Genomic DNA, 22,272 nt, shown 5'->3' with positions numbered 1-22,272 from the left:
CCCTTCTATGAAGACCGCTTCATTGAAGGGCTGGGATTTGAAGCATCCGAAATGTCAGGAACATCTGACGGATCAAGCGGTTCATCGGGTGCATTGAGTTGTTGTGGCTTGTCCGCAGACTGGGCCCGAATGGGCAACAGCTCCTGCCGCTCACCAAAATTGGCAATCCGTCCCGCCTCCATCACCAGAACCTTGTCGGCCGAGGTGACAAGCAGATTGCGCTGGGTGGCGAAAATAACGGTCTTGCCTCGCGTCTTGGCATCCTTGATGGCGTTGCGCAGGGCCTGTTCCCCGGTAAAGTCCAAATGGGAATCAGGCTCATCGAGCAGCAGGATTTGCGGGTCACCGAAGAAGGCCCGAGCCAGTGCGATTCTCTGTTTCTGCCCACCGGAGAGACGGATCTCCTCCGACCCCAGAAGCGTGTTATAGCCTTGTGGCAGAGTGCCAATAAAGTCGTGTGCTCCGGCCATGTTGGCCGCCGCAATCACCGCTCTGGCGTCGGCGGTAGGGGAGAAGCGGGCGATATTCTGGGCCACGGTGCCGCGGAAGAAATGGCTCTCCTGAGCCGAGTAACCAATATTGGCTCCCAGTTGATCCGCATCCCACTGGGTGGTTTCAAAGCCATCGATGAAGTAGCGTCCCAGATCGGGCCGACTGACAGTGGCGAGCACCCGCAACAAGGCCGTTTTCCCGGCCCCACTGGCCCCGATGATGGCCACCACATGCCCCGGTTCGATCTCGAGATTGATGTTCTTCAGAATGGCTTTGTCGAATTGTTCTCCTTCGGGAATGACCGTCACCCCCTGACACCAGAGCCGACCTTCGATCTGTGGCAATTCGAGGCGTGGTGCGGCGTCGCGTTCCGCGTCTTCCATCCGATCCAGTTGGGCTTGGACCCGTCGGTGAGCCGCACGGGAGGAGGCGAGACCGCGCCACGCGCCGATGAATTGTTCAATTGGCATCAAGGCCCGTCCCGACACGATGCTGGCGGCAAAAATAAGACCGGCTGACAGGTGGGACGTCAGCACCAGATAGGCCCCGAAGCCGAGCATGGCGACCTGTATCATCTGTCGAAAAAAACGGACCAATCCAAAAAAGGCACCATTGACCTGCGCCACATCGTCTGCACTATGCGCGGCCTGCAGCATGGTGTCCTGCCAGCGGCCTCGCAAGGCTTCTCCCATACCCATGGCACAGACATCATCCAGATGGGTCAGGATTTCGTTGCTTTTGGCAGTGCCCTGTTTGTGCTGGTCGGTGGCCTTGCCCTGCTTGTCCGATGCCAGCATTTCATTGGCCAGCGCCAGCAGAACCAGAAGCCCCGCCCCCAAGGTCGCCAACACGCCCAGAACCGGATGGACCAGAAACAGCAAGCAGAGGAACAAAGGTGTGAAGGGCAGGTCAAACAGACCAATGAAGGCACGACTGGCCAGCATCTGGCGAATGTTGGCCACATCCTGCAGCAACAGGGCATAGTCCCCCTTGTTGCTGGCCCGCGTCCGCAGGGCGTGATGGAGCAAGCGAGGCGCCAGGCGCAGCTCGAAACAAGCGCTCATCTTTTGCGCCACCTTGTTGCGCAGCACTTCCATCATGCCAAACAGCGCCAGACACATCAGAATGAACAGCGACAGATAGAGCAGCGTGTCCGGACTGTCGCTGGGCAGAACACGGTCATAGATCTGCGACAGATAAAGCGGCATCGCCAGCAACAGAAGATTGGCCGCAACGGAAAAGACCGCGAGCCATCGCATGTAACCGTTCAAGTTCATATGAGCAGGTTGGGATAGGGGTGACCTGCCTGACAGCCGGAGTGTATCAGCATCCATGAAACGCAGCCTTCATTGGGAAGGCGGGGCCAGAACACAGGCGTTCTGGTCCTGCCCGAACAAGCGCAAATAGAGGCAAGTCATGTGAGGGTTAAAGAATGAAATCATCATCGCTCAAGGCCATGGACCCCTTGACCTCGATGGAAAAGTCTGCGGCCCCGTCGCCGTCAACATCCACTTCCACGACTTGATAGCCAGACATCATGCCATAGCGCAGTTCGCCTTCCGTTTTGGAGAAGGCGGCCTGCCCGATGAAATCGAAATCCTGATGGCCGGACAGGTTGCTGTTGGCATCAATGGCGCTCAGATCGATCTTGTCGCCTTCACCTTGATCGAAGTCGGCGATCATATCGCGACCACTGGCATGGGCGGTGGACTCGCTAAGGGCTGTATAGGCAAACCGGTCCGCACCATCATTGCCATAGAGCAGATCGCTGCCTTCCCCACCATACAGAACATCATCATTCTCATAACCCATCAGCCGGTCATCGTCGTTGCCGCCATAAAGGGTGTCATTGCCTTGGCGGCCCCTGAGGTCGTCTTCCCCATCGCCGCCCAGAACCACATCATCTCCCGCGCCGGCATCAATGCGATCCTCTCCTCCATCGCCGGAGAGGAAGTCGTTGTCATCCCCGCCATAAAGCTTGTCATCACCCTCACCGCCGAAAATGGTGTCTTCACCATCTTCCCCTCTGAGCTGATCCTTGTCGTCCCCGCCTTCGATATAGTCGTCACCCTCACCGCCATAGATCTTGTCGGTGTCCCCCCCGCCATACAGGTGATCCTCTCCCTCGCCACCATAGATCTTGTCCCGGTCCTCCCCACCGAACAGATAGTCATCGCCCGCCTCGCCATAGAGCCGGTCCTTGCCTTCCCCACCTTTGAGAATGTCATCGCCTTCCCGGCCATACAGCTTGTCATGGCCATCCAATCCGGACAAAAGATCGTTGCTTGCCGTGCCATAGAGTTTGTCACTTCCACCGGTGCCGACCTGTTCGGCTGTCACCTCGGGCACCTCGCCTTCATCGACCGGAATGTCAGGATCGATCGGAGTGTCCGGTGGCGTATCTGGATCGCCCTCGTCCCCATCAGTCTCCCCATCAGTCTCCTCATCGGTGTTATCGCCAAGTGTATCATCCAATCCGACCAGACCGTCCAGCCCTTCGCCGATAGTGTGTGAATAGTCCAGCCCATAGAAGGATACCTGCCCGGTCCCGGTGCCCTGAGAGTCGTTCAGCCCGAGATAAAGCCCGGCTTTGAAATTGAGATCTTCGTGATGCCAGTGCGACTGGATCTCGGTGACCGATTCATAGACCTTGCCGTTGGCATAGATGACGATGGTCAATGTCTCGTCCCGCGCTTCGATCTTGTAGGAAAAGGTCTCGCCGAGCGCGACGTGGGGTTCTTCACCACTATCCGTGGTGGGCACATAGGTCAGCACCTTGTCATCGGGGCCGCTATGTTCGCTCATAAAATAGATCCGGCCATCGTTCCAGTAGAGCCGGACCAACTCATCGACGGTGCCGCGCAATTGGCCAATGACAATCCGCCCATCGGTGCCGTCATTATATTTGGGCACTTCGTCGATGCGCAATGTCGCGGTCAGCGTACCGCCTTCATCCAGCCGCCAGGCTGCGCTTTCGCTTCCGTCTTTCTCCCGCAATTCGGTACGGGCATACCGCGCATTGCCAGTGCGGGCACCATCCACCGACGCACGAAAGACCATCGCACCATCGTCCGCATCGTAAAAGAAGTCCTCTTCATAACCGGTAAGGTCTACAACCGTTTTGGCTCGGCCACTCGTTCCTCCATTATGGTCGACTGGAATATTCATTTTCCAGCCGGTCAGATCAAAATTGTCAGAATTTGTAGCCATGATAACTCCTGTATATTCGGTATTATGGACGGGATTGACTTTTTGATGTTGATCTTGTGGAAGTTAAAAGGTTGGAGAATGATCGAATCATCTTCACGTTTTAATGATTTGCGATGAATTTTGTTTGAATTATGAAATTGCTATATATGATATATATTTGTGCAATGCGTGAAAAAATGAGCATGTGCGTAAACTATATTTCGGTTTACTTAAAAATTTTTGTCAGGTTCCCTCCCAATTTTGAGTTGCTTAGCGGTCTGATCTCGGCGATACGCTGCTCCAGTTCAAAGTCTGGATTGAGAAACAGATAAGGCTCGAGCCAGGCGATGGTGTGTTTCTTCTGCTTCAGCAACCCTTGCTTGACCGTTTGCACTTTGTTGACCTTCGTCTCAACGATGCTGGGGTCATCGACTGCCTTGATCGAGAATTTGGCCGCCAGAAAGAGCTTCTCTTCATAGGGTTTGGAGTTGCTCAGCCCGACATCTTTCAGCAAGGCGCTTGCTGTGACCATCGGCGCCACTGCGTGCATCTGATAATGCAAGGCAAACTGACCACGGCGCATTTCAATCGGCAGGCTTCCATCGGGATCCTGAGTATCAAGAATGATCCGCTGACTTTCCAGTCCCCATTCCAGAAAGACAGGCTCATCGAGCAACAGACCGATCTGAACAACCGACAAGGCCGCCCACGCGCGCAAATTGCCCTGAGATGCCAGCACCGGGGCGTCGAAATTCCAATAATCGATGATGTCGTGAGCCAGACTGCGCAGCCATGTTTCGATCGTCTCGGCTCGCTTCTGATCATCGGGCTGGATCAAGGGCTTGACTTGCCCATAGGCAATGGCGATGCCACCCACCCGAGACGGGTAGGTTATCTTTGCGGTCATGCTTTCGATTGCGCTGTAAGCCCCTGCTTCGGCCCAGCGATTGATGCCGGACAGGACACAATCGACCGCGGCAAGATTGCCATCTCCCTTGGTTGCAGTCCGGCTGGCTCTGGAGAGCAGGCGAACAAAATCGTCCGATGGCTTGAGGGCGGCAACAGCCTTTGCCTTGTTTTCCTTGTCGAGTTCCGACCGGGATTTGCTCTCGGCCTTGTAAGGGCTTTCGAAATCCAGTGTGATGACCGGCTCGGGAAAGTCCGGGCAGTCATAGGAATTCTGCTCGTCGGCTTCGTCCGACTCTTCAGAGGCGTCAGGAGCCTCCTGCTTGGCCGCAGGCAATTCTGAAATGTCATCGGCGTCGAGATCAGCGGGCAGCAGCAGCGGGCTTTGATCAGACTTGGACAGGGCGCTGACTTGATCGAAGGTCTGCGCAGGGGTTGGGTCGGCAGGGGCCGCCTCCACGTCTATCTGACGGGTCAGGGATGCCGATCCACTGGTGCAAAGCAGCAATGTGAAAAGGCCGAGCAAGCGCGCCTTTTTGCGCACCCGAAATGGGGAATGACCGACAATCATTGCGCGGCCTCCTTGCCACGGAACAGCGACAGCATGATTTGCGATTTTTCGTCACCGCTCTGGGAGGCTTCGGCCAACCACTTATGAGCCAGTTCCTGAGATGGTTCCATACCAATGCCAAACGCATAGGAGTTGGCAAGCAGAACCATGGCTTCCACATCCCGCTGTTCAGCCGCCTTTTTCAACCACTGACTGGATTCGTTGACCTCGGCGGCACTCGGTCTGTCTTGCCGCAGAAGTTTCGCCAGTTCCCGCATGGCGGCAGGCTGCTCAGCCTCTGCCGAAATGCGATAGAGCTTTTCAAGACTGTGCCGTTTCAGAACATGGCTTTGAATGGCCTCCTCGCTGCGCTTGATATGGGCAAGAATACCCCACATCTGATCGCCGTCGGCCCGCTCGATTGCGGCATCGAACACTTCAACCGCCAGAGCCGGGTCATAGAAGGGATTGTCGGGAACCGGCACGCGATCCATCAGGCGAAAGACAGCGGTTTGTGACCCCGCCTCGAAGGCCGCCATATAGTGGTCATAAGCTTTCTTGCTGGCTTCTTCGCTCCCGAACGAGGCGTAAATGTCGCCGATCTTGATCATCTGCCAAGGCTCGGTGACCAACTGCGAGGCGACCTTCAGCCAATGGTCCTGGGAGGCACGATCCCCGATTGTCTGCAAATACTGAACAATCTGCAGAACATTGTCGAGATTACAGGTCATGACGCTGACCGCAGTGTTGAACAGCCGTTCTTTCGTATCCGCTTCTTCGGACGCCAGCGCTGCCTTGAGCAGAATGCCAGTGTCGTTGGTTTTCCTGATGCCGGATACGGTGCTGTTCCAGAGTGTGAATTTCTGATTTTCGGGATCGGGATTGACCCGGTTATAAAGCTTGAGAAGCTTACCGGTCATCTCGTCCTTGCCAATCTGCATCAACTGCTCTGCCTTGCGGATCTGGGCCATCTGACCCTTGGAGCGATAAAGATACAATTCGGCCAGTTCGATTGCCGCATACGGGTCCTTTGCCTGCGATAGCGCCTCCAGATTGTCCAGCGCAGCCTGCTTCATTTGCTCGGAACGGGCTCCACGATAGATGCCGACCTCGATGGCCGCCCGTCCTCCGTCAAACTGTTCGGAGAAGGTCCGCCAGAAAGCCAGCTGGGCGGTCAATTGCGCAAGGTTTCCAGCCTGTTCGGTGCTGGCCAGATATTCGGCATAATTGGTAAGCGCGCTGGCCCTGCCATACATGGCGGTGGATTGCAGGGTTGCGATGTCCAACGGATCATTCTGGGTATTAAGAGACCGGATTTCCTTGGACGTCAGAAACAGACTTTCATTGCCCGCTCCCCTGTTGGCTTCCTTCCAGAATGAGGCAATCGACAGGTCGGAATCAAGTTGTCCAAAACAGCGATGGGTGCGCTGCAGCTCGGTCAGGGAGTTGGTTTTTCCGCGGTTGGACGAGGCGGAATAGAGAAGATCCAGCGCCCGGTCGAGATTGTCAGCCTGTTTGGCTCCCTCCAACAGCATTGTGGCCAGATGCAGCTCGGAATCCTTGTCACCGTGGCTGATGGCTTTTTCAAGCAGGGCACGCGCCGTATTGCGTGCCGTCGGTGTCTGCGAGCGATCCAGGGTGATCAGGGCGATTTTGCGAAAGACCCAGGCCGGTGCATCCTCAAGGGCTGCCAGCCGGGAGAGGGTTGCGGAATAGTCGTCAAAATACGCACCTTCGTCTTGATTGCCTGCCTCCATCAAGGAGATTTTCCGAATCAGGCCAATGCGTGGTTGGCTTTTCTCCACCGCATCATAGATCTGTCGGGCCTTTGCCAGATCGCGCGACACCAGCGCCCCTTCGATCAGGATCTGCGCATATTCCAATTGCGCCGACAGGATGCCGGCATCCGATGCCTGTTCGAGATATTTCAGCAAATGGTCATTATTCTTTTTCAGATAATCGCCGCTGAGATGCATTTGTGCCGTTTTCCACGCTGCATCATCGTCCCCCAAGTCAGCGGCAAATCGATGCCACTCCTCGCTGAGGGCGTAATTCTGGACAACGATCTCACCTTTTGAATATTCCCGCGCAATCCGCCCGATCCGGTCACAGACCGAACCATTGAGCTTGCCCAGCAGGGCACCGAAGGCCAACGTGACAGCGACGTCGGGTGCGACGTCCCATCCTTCGATATCAGCCCCGTCATTGGCGCGCTGCGCCACGTCCAGCAGGGCCTGCGGATTGCCCAATCGGGCAGCCTGAACCTTCAGCGACAGGCCTTTTTCCTCGTCGCTGTCGGCGATCTGTCCATTCAGATGCAGATCCGCCAGAAAGTTGAGAACCTTCGGATCGGAAGAGGTCGCATGCTGCTCGAGTTTTTCGAGCAGCTTCTCTTCTTTCAGCGCGTCATACCGCCCAGTTTCCAGATACAGCTCGATCATGGCGATCAGATAGCGGCTTTCCTTGAAATTGGGATCGGAGTCCAGCAGCAGGCCATAACCGGATTTAATTGCGGCGAAATAGGTTTCTGGAGCCGCATAGAAGAGCCGCGCCATTTCCCGCGCGACCTGATCCTTGGACATGTCGCGCGGCAGGCTTTTGCCATCCCACCCCGCCCAGCTTGCCTTGATCTGGGCATCGCTGCGTCGGGCCTTGCAAATCTTGCCGAGATTGATTTTTGGAGGAGCAAAATCGACCGATACCGGTGACGCATGGCCTTCCGTCATGCCTGATACGGACGCTGCAAGCAGGGCTACACTTGTCACCAGCAGGTATTTCAGATGGGTGTGTTTCCGGATCATCATTTTACGCCTCTCCTGTTCACTTTGCGATTTCGTTCTGTATGGCCTTCAAGGTCATTGCGCCATTGACCCGCATGGCAATCAGCGTGGTGCCGCCGCCGCGTTGCAGCTTGACGCCGGATACGGCCGCTTCCGTCTGACCATCGACATTGGCGGCAAAATCCAGCGTCAGAGGCGCCCGGAGCTGCACGGTCTTGCCCTGCCCCGATGGCAGGTTGGAAATGACGTTTGCCTTGGCCTGCATGACAAACAGATCAACCGACTTGTCGCCCGTCAGATTGTAGAAACTCAGATTCGACTTGGCCGGGCTGATGGCAATGCTGTCCTTGAGAAAGATGACATGCCCCTTCGACAGCCCCACGACGGTGTAGAACTTGCCTGAAGCCGCTTCGATCTCGCTCGCCTGACCATCGATATCAACGGCAATTCTGCCTGCATCGACCGCCACATAGGGCGACACATTCTGTCCCTTCTGCAGCCGTTTTGAGCCGATACGCAAAACGCTTTCCCCTGAGCTGACGATGCGGATGAAGGCAGCATTGGGATCAAACCCCTTGTCATACAGGGCGGCATCATTGGCTGTGGCCGGAGGAATGGAATGAAGGCCAACGATCAGGGCTACAACGGTAAAAATGGTTTTCTTGAACATGAGATCACCCTCCTAGTAAGAGCAGAGTTGAACAATCGGCACGCCGTCCGATGGTTTGGAAAAATCGATGGTGAGTTGGGAAATTTGTTCATGCGCAATGGGGCGGACCGGCATGTAAAAGCGCCCGGTGGAGCGGATGCGACTGTTTCGTTCAATCGTGATATTCCTACTGCGGCCCGATGCATAATCCACCTTCACATTGACCGAGCGAATGCTGGTATCGTCGGAATCCACCAGAATGGCGAGGTCTTCCTGCAGCGAGCGGCGGGACAGATTATCAAGGAAGGCTTCCTTGCCCCCATCCTCGAGGTTGGCTGCGGTCGAGACGCATTCCTGACGTGCCGAGGCCCACAATTCCACCCAGGGCGCTGCACCAAACTGCCCCAGATTGTTGTAGATGGGATTTTCCCAGACGATGAATTTGGGTCGGCTGGTCTTGAAGTCATTCGACGTGAGGTAGGACAGCATCGAGCCGAATTGGTTGCCCCCGGTGACCGAATAATTGGTCAGGCGCAGGGAGCTATATTGACGAATGAAACCCGCGAAATTGTAATATTGCGCATCGGAAAAACTGGTCCCCACCAAGGCAATCGGATCAGCCTGTTGCGGACCGAACAGATCAAGGGTCGCACCCTGTGACGCGCCAGCCGTTTCCTGTGTCTGGTAGGTCACGCTATTGATGGCGGGCAGGCTCTCCTTGCAATAGCGCTGCAGATTGTCGCGCATTTTCGAGAAAAGTGGCGTTTTGGGCCGTGCAACGGTCTGAAAACTGGTTTTCGTCACTTGCTGGTAATCGGGCTGCGCCTTGATGGTCTCACTGATCGCCTTGGCCGCCAGTCGGGCACCTTCCGGGCTCCAGTGGAAGTCTGCCTTGAAGAAGGGTTCCTTGCCGGGCTCTGCTGCCCGCAAGGCTGTCATCAAATCGACGGTCACTACACCGGCAGCCTTCAGGCGACCGATAATGTTTTCATAGACCACGCCCGAGATCCGGTCATCATAGCCATAGAGTTTGGCAGTCTGTGGCAGATAATCAGGCATGGCCTGACTCTTGGTCGGCACGGGTGCATAAATCAGCGTGGTCCCATTTTGCTTCAACCATTTCGACAGGTGAGCCAGATTGGTGACCGTCTGATCGGTGAAGGTATGATGGAGCCGCAAGTCGGTGTGAACGCGAAAGACAAACCCGTCTTGCCCGATGATCGACTGAGGTTCAGCTTTCTGTTCGAGAAACTTGCATCCGAAATCATGCGTCGCTGTATCGGTCGCCGCCCGACTTTGGGTTCCGAAGGCCACAGAGCAAGCAAGGCAGGCCAGAATATATCGTGAAGCAATCATCATGAATTAGGTCCTCTGTTGCGCGAGTTACTCGTCCGATTTTGCCGACATCATCAGTCGCAAATTGTAGGCCGCTGTGCGGACGCCCAGATCCTCACTGCGTTCTGCCATCGCAATCAGCGACAAGGCTTCATCATGTTCGTCTGTTGACAGGGACGGCTTGGAGGCAATCGCAGCCGCAAGACCCAGAGCGGCCTCACCGTCACCGCTGGTTTCAATCTCCCGGCGCTGCCACCGCTTGGCGCGTGCCGGATCGTGGCCAAAAGGTTCGCCCGCGGCGTAGAATTTCGCCAGCGCCCGGATCGCCCGGATGTTGCCTTTCGATGCCTGCTCATTGAGCGCATTCTCGAAATATTCCAGACGCTTGTCGCTGTGCTCGACGGTCTGATTTTCCATGATGGAGAGCCACGGGCGCACCGCATAGTCGCGCCCTCCCATGGCTGCGATCGAATAATATAGCGCCGCATCCGTGAGCAGACGCTCCTTCTGCATTGACATGATCCGGTCGGCAATAAAGTAGGCGGCCAGACTGTCTCCGGAATCCGCAAGGCGGCGAAGCTCTGAGAAACGGACCCGTTTCTTCTTGACCAAGCGCTTGCGAATGTCTTTCAGCGACTGGGTGTTTGAACTGGCCGCCACCAGCATCAGATGATCGCGGAACCGGTCTTCCTCGCTGCACGAAGCACAAGCGGACTGTGCGACAGGGCTGGAAATCGCGGGCAGGGCGAGGGTTTGTGACATGCCCACAATCGGAATGGCCAGAGAAAGGGCGACAAGCTTGAATTTATGAAACGTCATCTTTGCCTCCTGTTGCGTGCTTGGCGGTTGCTGATGGCTGGGTTTGCGGGGCGGCTTTCTTGGGAGCCTTTGCCCAGATATCGTCTTGCGCGATGTAGCGGGTCGGGATTTCCCAGATCACCAGCCGTGGCGGGGTTTGTTGGAAATCGTCACTCTTGAGATAGTCATACATCGGCGTGCCGGGGCCTTGCCCTTCCTTGGCATGGTTGATTACATCGACTTTCATGTGATGCTTGAGGAATTCCGCGAAGGACCAGTTCGGATTGGCACTGTAGCTGGTGCCCACCAGAATGACCGGAAAGGCGTCGTCAGAGGCAAACAGGTCAAGCACCGCCTGTTGCGGCATTGTCTGTTCTGCCTGCCAAAGCGTGGCGGATTCCTTGTTCAGCCCTGCCCATTCGCCAAAATCCTCGTTGGTGACGAAACGCACCAGATCGCCCCAGAATGTGCGATGTTTGGTGGCAATCAGCTCAAAGTCCGATGGTTCAATTCCTTCAGGCAGAGGCACGGAACCGGCAATCTCGCGTGCGACGCTTTCAGCGCCCAGCGGGGTCCAGTGCGTGTCGGTCTTGAAAAAGACCTCGCCCTTCGCCTTGGCTTTGATCAGACTGTCCCGTGTGTCAATGAAGGGGATCTCGGCCCCCGCCAGCCGGTCAATGAAATTGCGATAATGCAGCGTGGCCTCTTGCGAGCTGACCCGTTTGTTCAAGACGTCGGCATAGATATCGGTCTTGTAGGGCAGGGGCACGACAACCAGCTTGATGCCCGCTCCGTCCAACTCGTCCTTGACCGCTTCAATCTGCCGGATCGCCCGATCAATCTGGGATGGTGCGTTGGTCTTGGCTGCGAATTCCTCTTTGGTGAAGAACCATTCGTCCTTGCCGACAACCACACCGGGCTTGCCAATGCCCAGCAACTGATAGCGCACGGCCCCCAGCAGACCAATCGCTGGGGTCATGTGTGGCAGGTTATCCTTGTAAACCTTGTCCATGCCCTTGGTCAGGCCACCAGCCAGCAGGGGCTGATCTGCCTCTTTCACACCAGAGAATTCCCCATCGACCAGCATGCTGACATTGGCAAAGGCCGCGTAACACAAAAAGAGGCCGGGAAGCATCAATTTCGATACAAACTCAATCCGCTGTTTCATGACAAATCCTCAAAACTGGAAATACAGGAAGGGTGAAAAGCTCTGTTCCGCCAGCTTGGCAATGGCGAGGAAAAACAGAGCACTGACGGCAGTCGCACTGACCAGCGGCATGGCCAGGCTTGAGGCCGCAGCAATTGCGCCACCCGGACTGCCAGCCTGCTGTCCGACCGGGTCTGAACTGTCTGTGATGGCCAGATAGAAAGACCGGATCCGGCCTTCCAGCACCACGATGGCGGCACTGAGCATCAGGAACAGGAAAGCATCCTGTGGCAGGCCAACCAGATAGTCGTCGGGCAAGGCAAAGCCGTTCAGACCGATCAGCCCGGCATAGCTTTCAAAGGCGCTGGAGACCGTTTCGGCGCGAAACACCACCCAACCCAGCATGACCAGCACAAAGGTAAAAGGCAGAGAGATCCAGTGATCTTTCGCCTTGGCACCCCAGCCGGTGGCCCGCTCCAGCGCCAGCCAGCCACCATGCCATGCACCCCAGAGGACAAAGGTCCAGTTGGAGCCGTGCCAAAGGCCACCCAGCAGCATTACCAAACACAGATTGACATAGGTGCGGGTTGGCCCCACCCGGTTGCCGCCAAGGGGAACATACAGATAGTCTCTGAGCCAGACTGACAGGGAGATATGCCAGCGGCGCCAGAATTCGGTGATGGAGCGGCTGATATAGGGACGGTCGAAATTCTGAATGAACTGGAAGCCGATCATCAGACCAAGGCCGAGCGCCATGTCCGAATAGCCCGAGAAGTCGAAATAAAGCTGCAGCGTGTAGGCAAACATGCCCAGAAAGGCGACGGCAAAGCTCGGGTCGGTGGCGGCAAAGGCTGAATCGGCAATCGGCGCAATCGCATCGGCCAGCAGGATTTTCTTGGCAAGGCCAACGGTGAAAAGCGTCATGCCTTTCGAGAATTTCTCGAAACTGTGCTCCCGGCTGGTGATCTGGTCCGCCAGATCCTTGAAGCGCAGGATCGGCCCGGCAATCAGCTGCGGGAACAGGGCAATGAAAGCGGCAAAATCCACAAAGCTTCTGGTGGCAGGCGCATCCTTGCGCTTGATATCGACCAGATAGCTGATTGACTGGAAGACATAGAAGGAAATCCCAATTGGCAGGATCAACTGCCAATGGACACCCAGCGCGTCAGATGTGGTGCCGAAAGCGACGGCAAAACTGTCGAGGAAAAAGTTGAAATATTTAAAGACGCCCAGCACCGACAGGCAGCCAATCACACCGATCGTGCAGTATAGCTGCCTTTCGCTCTCGACTGTCCGCTGCTGGATTCGCAGGCCGAACCAGTAGGTCCACAAGGTCACGGCGATCAACAGGAACAGGAAATCAATCCGCCACCACGCATAGAAGCTATAGGAGCCAAGGACCAGCGCCCAGGATTTCAGCTTCGCCGGTGTCAGATAATAAACCGCCAGAAACAGGGGCAAGAACAGGAATATGAATTGCTCTGAAGAAAAAACCATAATCGTCACCCATCATTGCAATATTGAAATTTGGACAGAAGCAGGCCGGAATTGCTGACCCCGTTGTCGGCAACATGCGATGGCTTGGAAATGATGAACGGGGAAAGATTGCCTTTGACCAGCGTGCCGGCCCGTTTGAGATAGTCCGCCAGATAGAAGGTCATTTCGCCTGAGAAAAGAGCTGGCAACTGTTTGGAAAAATCATTGTTCTTCAGCGTGATATTCGAAATGTCCGACGTACCAAGGCCCAATGCGTTGCGCTCGAAGCGATTGCCTTCAACGATGATGTGATCTGTCTGCACCGCCCCACCAAGCAGGGAAATGCCCGGTCCCTTATTCAGGGCAATCACATTGCTCTTGAGGCTCAACTGGAAGGTGTTTTCCGACAAGATGCCTCTCACCCCGTTGCGCAGAATGGCATTGCCATGAATGGTCGGGCAGGCGGCGCTCTTGGAAATGATGCCGCTTTTCTTGTTGTCGAGCAGAATATTGTCGACGATGTTCGTTGCTGTCGCCCCGCCGCCGACAAAGATCGCAGCTTCCTTGCTGCCAAAGATGATGTTGTTGCGGATGGTGATGCGGGTGGAATTGTTGGTCACACGCAGGCCATGCTTCTGGCTCTTCATCACCAGATTGCCGATGATCTGACCGGACATGCTGTCTTCGATTCGCAGGGCGGATTCGCCACTGGCGTTGAAACTGTTGTTTGACAGGGTGAAGTCGCGCATGCCCTTGAGCTCGACTGTACCCACATGGTCAAAACGATTGTTGGACAGGAAGACAAAGCTCTGTTTTGGAAACAAATGCCCCGAAATGAAGCTTAGTCCCCGAAATTTGGGCCGATCACCGAAGCCAAGATGGGAGAACTGGCTGTCGCGGGCTGCAAATCTGCCGCCAAGGGCCGTCATGAGAAACGGCTTGAAAGCACCGTCGCCCCTTGCTTGATCGCTCTTTTCAGCCATTCCTGCGATGGCCGCCTTCTCAATGCCCAGCGTGCCGAGATTGATGATGAAGGCGCCGCTGCTCGATGACAGGGCAATCTGCTCGCCGGCGATGGACAAATGGGCCGCAGGCATGATCAGGACTGGCAGATGGAGTCCATATCCATCCGGCCTCCTGGTAACGGCCTTCCGAAGCTCATCTGTCCGGGTCATGGCGAACAGATGAGCCATCGTGAAGTGGCCCTTGCGCAGGGTCAGAACCTGACCATTGCCGGATGCCTGAGCTGCCTTGATCTCATCAAAATGATTGCTACCCACCTGCATCGCGACTTGCGACAGTGCCAGCTCCAGCGGCACCAGCGTGACATCTCTTGCTTGCCCCGGTTTCGCCTTGTCGGACTTTTCGATGGCTGTGACCATCGTCGCCCCAGTTTGCTTCACCCCAGTTTGCTTCATCCCAGTCTGTTTCGCCCCGGATCTGAAAGAAGGAACAAGCTGTGAGGCGATGTGCGCACTGGCGGTCAGGCGTTGGCCGTGAGATCCGGCCGCCGCCAATTCTGTCTTCATGGCGCGGATGAAGCGCTTTGTCTCAGTCTCCAGAAGGTAACCACCATTAAAGCCAGCCTGCGCCGATGGCGCTGTCACGAGGCTCGCACACAATCCAATGCTCAGCCCCATGCAGAGACCTGCAAGTCGCCTTGAAGACAGTGGGGACGAAAGTCCGGGGAGGCTCATCACGCCACCTCTTCCTTGCGATTGGAAAAGCCGAGAGCCGGAGAGGGCTGGAATTCGAAGCTTTCCAGACCAGCGGTCTGATATTCGATCTCGATCAGAACAGCGGTTTCGGTGCCGGTATTTCGGAAGGTGGCAACCTCGCTCTCCTTGATTTCGAGCACTTCACCGGGAATAACGGGGGTGATGATTGCACCCTTGCTGAACGAACCCTGTCCCTCCGAGAAGGACAGAAGACGATGGCAGTCTGCCTTGTCGTCAAACAGTAGCGACTTGCCCGGCTCAACCCGCAACATGGCCAGATTGAACTGATTGCCCGATTGCAGCTCGACAAACTGTCCCCATGCAAACTGCTTGGTGGCGTGGGTGACCACTTCCTTGCGCCCATCCTGTTCGAGGGCCTGGATCACGGACTTGACCTTCTGGCTATGCTCATGGGTGGTCACCAGCAAGGCATCGTCCGTGTCAACAATCACCAGATCATCGACCCCCAGCGCGGCGACCAGCCGGTTGTTGGAGCCGCGAATGTAGGAATTGTTGGATTCAATGCAGACCACGTCGCCGCAAATATAATTGCCATGGCTGTCTTTTTCGCTAACTGCATGAAACGCCTTCCAGGCACCCACATCATTCCAGTCGATGTCAGAGGGCGACAGCACGGCCCGTTCGGTCTTCTCGAAAATGATCGATTCCGTCGGCCCGCTGAAAGCCTTGGCAAACCCCTTGCCGCACAACTCGATCCGATCAGGGAAATATTCTGCCTCTGCATAGGCCTCAATCACCGCCTGATAGCTGTCCGGATCGTATTTTTCATAATCGGCAATAATCACATCGGCACGAAACAGGCTGATGCCCGAGGCCCAATAGGCATTGCCGTCCGTGATCAGCTGCTCGGCAATTTCAAATGGGGGCTTTTCGACGAAATGGGACACTGTATGGGCATCCAGCAATTCACTATGCGGGCCATTGTCGATGATATAGCCATAGCCGGTTTCAGGATAACGCGGCTCGATTCCAAACAGGACGATCTTGCCGGCTTCCGCTGCCGGGATCATCCGGCGGAGGGCACCATTGAGGTCGCCCTTGATGACATGATCCGACGGCAGAACGGCGAGGATGGCATCCGGATCCCGCTCGACCAGATGCATCGCGGCAGCCAGCACCGCCGGTCCGGTATTGCGCCCGATCGGTTCTGACAGGATCGATGCGGTTACATCGATATCATTGAGCTGCTGCTTGACGGTCCCCAAATGGGTGCGATTGACGCTGACCAGTGGCTTCTCAAAGCCCTCGGCCACATGGCGCAAGATCGTTGTCTGGAAGAAGGTGGTGCTGTCGGAGCCATCGATCGGCTGAAACTGTTTCGGGTTGCTCGACCGGGACAGGGGCCAGAGTCTGGTGCCCACACCGCCACAAAGAATAAGGGGGTAAATATTACTCATTTTACGAACCTTTCCCAATTAAATTGGATTGCTCAGTAGTAATGTTAATATTTATATTCAGATTTTACTTCGAACCTGGCCATAAAGATCACTAATATATTGGGTGATATTGAAGTAATGCCCGCTAAGGACGCGCAGCGAGACAAGCTTGCCAATGTCTTCTTTGGTGAAGGCCTGCTCTGCAGAAGCAAAGGTAATTTCCGTTTGCGCATCGGTGGCGGAGCTAACACTTGGCTTGGCTTTGGTGACCGACAGTGCGATTTGGCGACCATCAGGCATGCGGGCCTCAGCAACGCCGCCATAGATTAGCGATTTGGCAATTTTGTCCGGCACTTGGGCCTTGATCAGCGGTTCGGTGCGGTCACTGGGAACAATCGCCAGGGCCGTGCCTTCATTGACGATCTCACCAACATCAACCGTCTCTGAAATCAGCAATTTGCAGTCGCAAGGATTGATCGCGGTGAACTGCTCGCCCTCGATGGTCTGGATCGCGAACAACGGCTCCTTGAAGGTCGCGGCCGGATTGAAGAAAATCAGCCGCCCGCCCTTGGGGGCGGTGATGGCCGAACCATCCGGTGCGATCGTCGCAAGCGCAGGCACGTCAAACACAAACAGGCGATTTTGCACCAAAGTGCCAACAAACAGGGCAAGGCCAAGGGTCGCGGCAAAGACAAAAGCGGTGCCGACAATGCGTTTGGTGATCCGAACCAGAGGATGGCTACCCGTTTCAGCCGATTTCTTGCCGGTTTGCAGCTTGTCTTCATTGATACTGAGCAGGTCATTCATCGTGACCAGTTCGCCAGCGACATAGGAATTGACCACATAGCGCAAATGCGCAAGGTGCGAGCCGGTCGGCTTGAGGAAGTCCAGCCGGTATTTGCCGATCTTCTCATCGACGCACAGCATCAGAATTTCAATCTGCAGGGTGAAGGTGAAGCCCTCAAACGGGAACTTGAAGGTTGCCAGTTTGCTGACACCGCTATATTCACGCGCCGCAAGCCCGGTGACAAAGGCATTGACCAGCGAAATACCATTGCCTTCATACTGGCGGCCATCAATGGAGACCATGAAGGGCATTTGCAAATAGGCATGTTCTGCATTGCTGTCCCCGGAGAGGGACGCGGTTTCAAGGTGGCTGATATCATCCAGCTGTTCTTGTTGGGTCGCAGTGTTTGGCGTTGAATACATGATATAAATTCTCGCTTTAGATTAGACCTGTCATCCAGGATACGCTCACTGCCAACCAGCCGATTGTCAGTAATTGCATATGCCACGAAACAAAACTTGACTTCAAAAAGACGAAATTCGATCTATTACTCTTGCGTCCGGTGGTTTTTTGCCTCGTCCATTTCTGTTTATCGAGACGATAGAGAATGTAAGTCTTTACGATGGCTCCGAAGACTTGGCTGAAATAAAGAAGAACCGGATAGGTGACGGGAAACCCACCTTTGCGAAACAGGGAGATGGCGGTGCAGAAGAGGTAGCGGGTGAACATCACCCACGACAGATACAGCGCCAGCACGAGGGGATCGACAAACAGGGCGACGAGGAGAAAGCTGATCGGGCCAGCAATGGTGGTCCACATCGATATGCGCTGATCAAGCAGCGACCACCAGGTGAAGAAACCGATCCTGGCTGGTCCAAGCCCCAGCGCCCGTCCATTGGTGCGCAGCATGTTGCCAAACCAGCGCACCATCAAGGTGACAGCGCTATCGACGAAGCCCTCGCGCGGCTGGGTCTCGATCGACAGGGTCGAGACATCGGGCATGTAACCCATCTTGTAGCCTTGGCTGAGCAACCAGTACCAGGTGGACTTGTCATCGCCGGTCAAGAAGTCGATCCGACCAAGGCGCCAGTGATCGATATGATCCTTGCGCACCGCTTCAATAAACGCCCGATTGGTGGCCAGATCGGCGCGAAAGACCGACATCCGTCCCGTCAGGGTCAGAACCCGTTCGCTAACGCCCATCGAGCACATCATCATTTGACGCTGGGCGAACCGAAGATCGAACCAGTCGCGGAACATCCGACTGCCAACCGCTTCTGAGCGTTCATCGGTCGTCACCGCCCCATATTGCGGATTGGTGAAGAAGGGGGCCGAGCGGGCGACGATATCAACCGGCACGCAACTGTCGCCATCGACGAAGATGACGATGTCCCGCCGGGTGGGGCATTGTTTGGCAATGGTTGCCAGCGATGTTGCCAAAGCATCCCGCTTGCCGGTGCCATCGATGCGATCAAAAATCAACTGAACGCGCGACATGTCCCGGGTCATGGCGGCAAACACGCCCTTGATCAGCCGAACATCGGACGCATCGACCACGGAGGCCACAACAGTTGCGCCCCCTTCGGACAGAGCCGCCGCCTCAAAGATCGACCGGTAGACCCGCAGCGAGATTTCCGGTTCGATCCTGAAGGTGGTCGTCAGAAAGAAGGCGTGGCTGCGATAAGGCAGTGCGCCATAGGCGGCCTCTACGCGGGCACGACGCCGCGGAAAGGCGATTTTCGCGAAATAGAGGGCACGGGAGAAATTGATGGCAGCCCATGAATATCGCCAAATCCCTATGGCGCCCAAGACAATCAGTGCACCGGATGCATTCTCTGCGGTGCTGAGCGGTACAGAGAATGCAAGCAGCATCATGATCAGAAGATAGATCAGGTGTGACATCGCCCAGATTCCTACCAGCAGATGCCTTCATAATTGTCCCGGGATGTCATGCCGGGCTTGAGGCGGGCCAGATCGACCATGGGCAGATTCTTTTGAGCGGCCTGAGACAACGGCTCGATCGCCTCGTCATATGTGTTGCCGATCAGCAGGATTTCCGATTGATCGATCAACGACCCGATACCGGACACAAGGCGGCCTTCGAGATTGTCGATATAATCATTGCCCCGACCAGCACCGCTGAGCTTCTCATCGAAGGCTTCCTTGACATATGGATCATAGATCTTGAGGTTGTATCCCTTCTTGATCAGTCGATCCGCCAGCGTTGCAAGCGGGCTTTCTCTCAAATCATCCGTGCCGGCCTTGAAGCTGACCCCCACCATGCCGATCGAGCGGCCAACCAGATTGTCCACCAGATGTTCGGCCCGACGGATTTGCTCTTCGTTGGCGCTCAGGGCGCAATCAAGCATCGGCGAGGGAACATTGTTGCTGCGTGCCAGAAACCGCAGGGCGCGCAAGTCTTTTGGCAGGCATGAGCCACCAAAGGCAAAGCCCGGCCGCATGAAGGTGGGCGACATGTTGACCTTGAGATCCGAGCAAAGGACGCGCATCACTTCCTGACCATCCAGCCCGACAGCCTTGGAAATATTGCCAATCTCGTTGGCAAAGGTGATTTTGACGGCCCGCCAGCAATTGCTGGTATATTTGATCATTTCCGCAGTTCTGATATCGACGTGATTGATTTCACAATTCAGCCCGCCATTGATTTCATCGAGAATGGCATTGGTTGGATGATCCAAAGCACCAAAGACGATCAGACCCGGATCGTAATAGTCCCGGATTGCAGTGCTTTCGCGCAGGAATTCAGGGAAATAGCCAACACCGAACTCTTTGCCCGCAACAAGGCCGGACGCGGCTTCCAGTGCCGGAATGCAGATCCCCTCCATCGAGCCGGGCACGATCGTCGAGCGGATGACGACTGAATGGAAACTGTCTTTGCGCGACAGGGCGCCACCAATCGCGGTGCAGACCCCAACCACATAATCCAGACCCACCGAACCATCGGGAGCGCTCGGTGTGCCGACACATACAAAGGAGGCGTCGGTATTCTCAATGGCATCCGCCACGTCCGAGGTTGCGGATAATTTGCCGCTCGCAACCCCGTCGGCCACCAGCTCGGCCAGTCCGTCCTCGACGATTGGCGTTTGTCCCCTTTTGATGGAATCGACCTTGGATTCGTCGATATCCACAGCAATCACTGTATGCCCGTCCTTCGCCAAACAGGCCGCTGCAACGGTTCCAACATAACCAATTCCGAAAATACTAATTCTAGCCATAGCAAATCTCTCACCGCATGAACCAAAAAAGAAGAAGTAAGTTTCTTGTTCAAAAGCCCGATAAATCCGCGGGCCATTAACTTATACTTAAGACCTAAGGACATTTTCGCGCTGCAGCAAAGTCGGAAAATTTGGAACGCTTGTAAGGAAAGGTGGAAAGGGAATTTTTCAATAAATTCAGTTGTAAAGTTAATGTGTCGCGCAGATGTCGGTATATTGCGACGCACAATTTTGATTTTTCCTGCATAGGAACTATTCGGTCGCTGCCTATTTGTTAAGCGTGGCGAAAAAGAAGGCGAAATAAGTAAATTTACCAATTGCCGCTGCGGCATATCGAAACCGTTTGATTTCCTCGTTTTTTCTGTCAACCCGCAAGTAAAAAACGGCTTCCGGCTCGCTTTTGGAAAGATGCGTACGAAATGATCAAAGAAAAGGCCAAGAATCGTCTTGTTTTGACCCAAAAATGACAATATGGTCTGCGCCCCGATGACAGGTTTTTCGGAAGTTGCGACTCGATGTGAAAAAATTCATGTCTTGTCATTTATTGGCTAGAGGATCGCATAAACTTCCGTTTGATCGGCATCATGGTGAGGTTTGGCAGCTTATGCCAAGTTGCGAAGCGCTGAAGGCGGTGGGGCGATCTTTGCACTTTGTTAACGTTTGGGCCGCACTGTTGACCCAGTTTGACGCAGTGTGGCTCCAAAGACAGGCCCCGAAATCGGCTCGAAGCACAGCCCGAAGATCGACTTGTGAGGTTACCCATATGGATTCGATGAAACTCGCAGAAGGCATCTCAGATATCCTCCAGTCCCTGGATGGTCAGGCACTGGATATCGACCAGTTGAAGGCGCGTGTCGAATCCGAGACCGAGCGTCACGTGTTGCCTGAACAGCCCAGCAATGTGATCGCGTTCCCAACCCGCGGGATCAACCGCAAAGTGGCCTGAGCCTCTCTGGCCCCTCCCTGGCCCCTCTCTCTTCCTCTTCGATTCCCTATCCGGCAAGATGCCCTGACTGCGAAGCTGTCGGGGTCTTTCGTGCTGCCGCAACCGGTCCGATACAGGCATGCAGCAGCCTGCGCCGCATTGAGCGCAGGTGCAATGCATGACAGGAAAGCGGAGCGTGAAAGGGAGGCTGAAGGCCAAGGTCTGGCAGGCCGCGCGCCGAAAAGGGCCCTCAAGTGACCTTGCTTTTGGCGGCCAGTTTTTCGAACCATCCATTGACGACGGCGTAGCGCACCACAGCGGTTCTGTCACCGAGCCTGAGTTTCTTCATGGCGCGGGTTTTGTAGGTTTCCACGGTCTTGGTGCTGACGTCGAGGTTGGCTGCAATTTCTTTTGAATAATGGCCAAGGGCAATCTGATAGAGCACCGCTTGCTCCCGTTCGCTTAAGGGATCGTCTTCATCATCCTTTGCAGCGCCAGAGGCAGCCGTCTGGTCAGCATCATTGTCATCGGGACATTCATCTATTAGCACAGGGTCGATGAAGTTGCCGCCCAGAGCAACGATATTCATGGCACGCGAAAATTCCTCCGGCGTCACATTCCGGCCCAGCAATGCATGGGATGAACACAGACGCTTGAGATCATGAACCTGCTCTGGCGGGACGCGCATCAGAACCATCGGCATGGTTCGACTCTTGTTGTTCAGTTGATCAGCCAGCGCTTCAATCTCTTCGATCCGGCCATCATATTCCATGAGAATGATGTCGGGGACCAGCGCTTCGATTTGGTCCAGCTTCGTGGCGTCCGCGGTCAATGATCGAACCGCAACCAAATTCAAATCCAGCAGCAAGCTACGGATTGAATCGAAT

General features: G+C 55.3%; 16 protein-coding genes. 1 reads left to right on the top strand and 15 read right to left on the bottom strand.

All coding sequences use genetic code 11. The features are described 5' to 3' along the window. Positions 1-5: 5 nt before the first annotated feature. The 14 genes from DSD30_RS03240 to DSD30_RS03175 form a co-directional block, all read right to left on the bottom strand. Entirely contained in the window at positions 6-1,751 is a 1,746-nt protein-coding gene (locus DSD30_RS03240; protein ID WP_157967541.1) for a type I secretion system permease/ATPase, read from the bottom strand. A 166-nt stretch (positions 1,752-1,917) separates the two neighbouring features. Beyond that, the gene (locus DSD30_RS21960) at positions 1,918-3,702 is read right to left on the bottom strand and encodes a polysaccharide lyase family 7 protein (protein WP_114008132.1); all 1,785 of its coding nucleotides are present in this window, start codon (positions 3,700-3,702) and stop codon (positions 1,918-1,920) included. Between the two features lie 205 nt (positions 3,703-3,907). Then, positions 3,908-5,158, bottom strand: coding sequence for an alginate lyase family protein (locus DSD30_RS03230; RefSeq protein ID WP_114008131.1), 1,251 nt, complete (start codon positions 5,156-5,158; stop codon positions 3,908-3,910). After that, on the bottom strand, positions 5,155-7,941 hold the full coding sequence (locus tag DSD30_RS03225) for a tetratricopeptide repeat protein (protein ID WP_114008130.1): 2,787 nt from the start codon (positions 7,939-7,941) through the stop codon (positions 5,155-5,157). The genes DSD30_RS03230 and DSD30_RS03225 overlap by 4 nt, the downstream gene beginning before the upstream one ends. Positions 7,942-7,957: 16 nt before the next feature. Next, positions 7,958-8,587 (bottom strand): alginate O-acetyltransferase AlgF, encoded by a 630-nt coding sequence (locus DSD30_RS03220; protein ID WP_114008129.1) that lies wholly within the window; start codon positions 8,585-8,587, stop codon positions 7,958-7,960. A 12-nt stretch (positions 8,588-8,599) separates the two neighbouring features. Beyond that, entirely contained in the window at positions 8,600-9,925 is a 1,326-nt protein-coding gene (locus DSD30_RS03215; protein ID WP_114008128.1) for an alginate O-acetyltransferase, read from the bottom strand. Between the two features lie 24 nt (positions 9,926-9,949). Further along, a complete protein-coding gene (locus DSD30_RS03210; RefSeq protein WP_114008127.1) occupies positions 9,950-10,720 on the bottom strand; it encodes an SEL1-like repeat protein in 771 nt (256 codons plus the stop codon). Beyond that, positions 10,707-11,867, bottom strand: coding sequence for an alginate O-acetyltransferase AlgX-related protein (locus tag DSD30_RS03205; protein ID WP_114008126.1), 1,161 nt, complete (start codon positions 11,865-11,867; stop codon positions 10,707-10,709). Before DSD30_RS03205 ends, DSD30_RS03210 begins: the two co-directional genes overlap by 14 nt. Positions 11,868-11,876: 9 nt before the next feature. Next, positions 11,877-13,343, bottom strand: a complete 1,467-nt coding sequence (locus DSD30_RS03200; protein ID WP_114008125.1) for an MBOAT family O-acyltransferase — start codon at positions 13,341-13,343, stop codon at positions 11,877-11,879. 5 nt (positions 13,344-13,348) lie between these two features. After that, on the bottom strand, positions 13,349-14,962 hold the full coding sequence (locus tag DSD30_RS03195; protein ID WP_157967540.1) for a right-handed parallel beta-helix repeat-containing protein: 1,614 nt from the start codon (positions 14,960-14,962) through the stop codon (positions 13,349-13,351). Positions 14,963-15,018: 56 nt separating this feature from the next. Beyond that, positions 15,019-16,458 (bottom strand): sugar phosphate nucleotidyltransferase, encoded by a 1,440-nt coding sequence (locus DSD30_RS03190; protein ID WP_114008123.1) that lies wholly within the window; start codon positions 16,456-16,458, stop codon positions 15,019-15,021. Positions 16,459-16,515: 57 nt separating this feature from the next. Then, entirely contained in the window at positions 16,516-17,646 is a 1,131-nt protein-coding gene (locus DSD30_RS03185; protein ID WP_114008122.1) for a hypothetical protein, read from the bottom strand. Between the two features lie 16 nt (positions 17,647-17,662). Next, positions 17,663-19,126 (bottom strand): glycosyltransferase, encoded by a 1,464-nt coding sequence (locus tag DSD30_RS03180; RefSeq protein WP_114008121.1) that lies wholly within the window; start codon positions 19,124-19,126, stop codon positions 17,663-17,665. An 11-nt stretch (positions 19,127-19,137) separates the two neighbouring features. Continuing rightward, complete coding sequence (locus DSD30_RS03175) at positions 19,138-20,460, bottom strand: nucleotide sugar dehydrogenase (protein WP_114008120.1); 1,323 nt, start codon at positions 20,458-20,460, stop codon at positions 19,138-19,140. 763 nt (positions 20,461-21,223) lie between these two features. Between DSD30_RS03175 and DSD30_RS03170 the strand changes: the two genes are divergently transcribed. Continuing rightward, positions 21,224-21,406, top strand: a complete 183-nt coding sequence (locus DSD30_RS03170) for a hypothetical protein (protein WP_114008119.1) — start codon at positions 21,224-21,226, stop codon at positions 21,404-21,406. Between the two features lie 229 nt (positions 21,407-21,635). Here DSD30_RS03170 and DSD30_RS03165 read toward each other — a convergent pair whose 3' ends face one another. Further along, positions 21,636-22,217 carry a response regulator transcription factor gene (locus DSD30_RS03165; protein WP_157967539.1) on the bottom strand — a complete coding sequence of 194 codons (582 nt, stop codon included), beginning with the start codon at positions 22,215-22,217 and terminating at the stop codon, positions 21,636-21,638. Positions 22,218-22,272: the final 55 nt, after the last annotated feature.

Origin of the sequence: Cohaesibacter intestini (assembly GCF_003324485.1) — a bacterium.
Taxonomy (GTDB): Bacteria; Pseudomonadota; Alphaproteobacteria; order Rhizobiales; family Cohaesibacteraceae; genus Cohaesibacter; species Cohaesibacter intestini.
The sequence above is the reverse complement of the archived record's forward strand: the minus strand, read 5'-3'. Positions and strand labels throughout refer to the sequence as shown.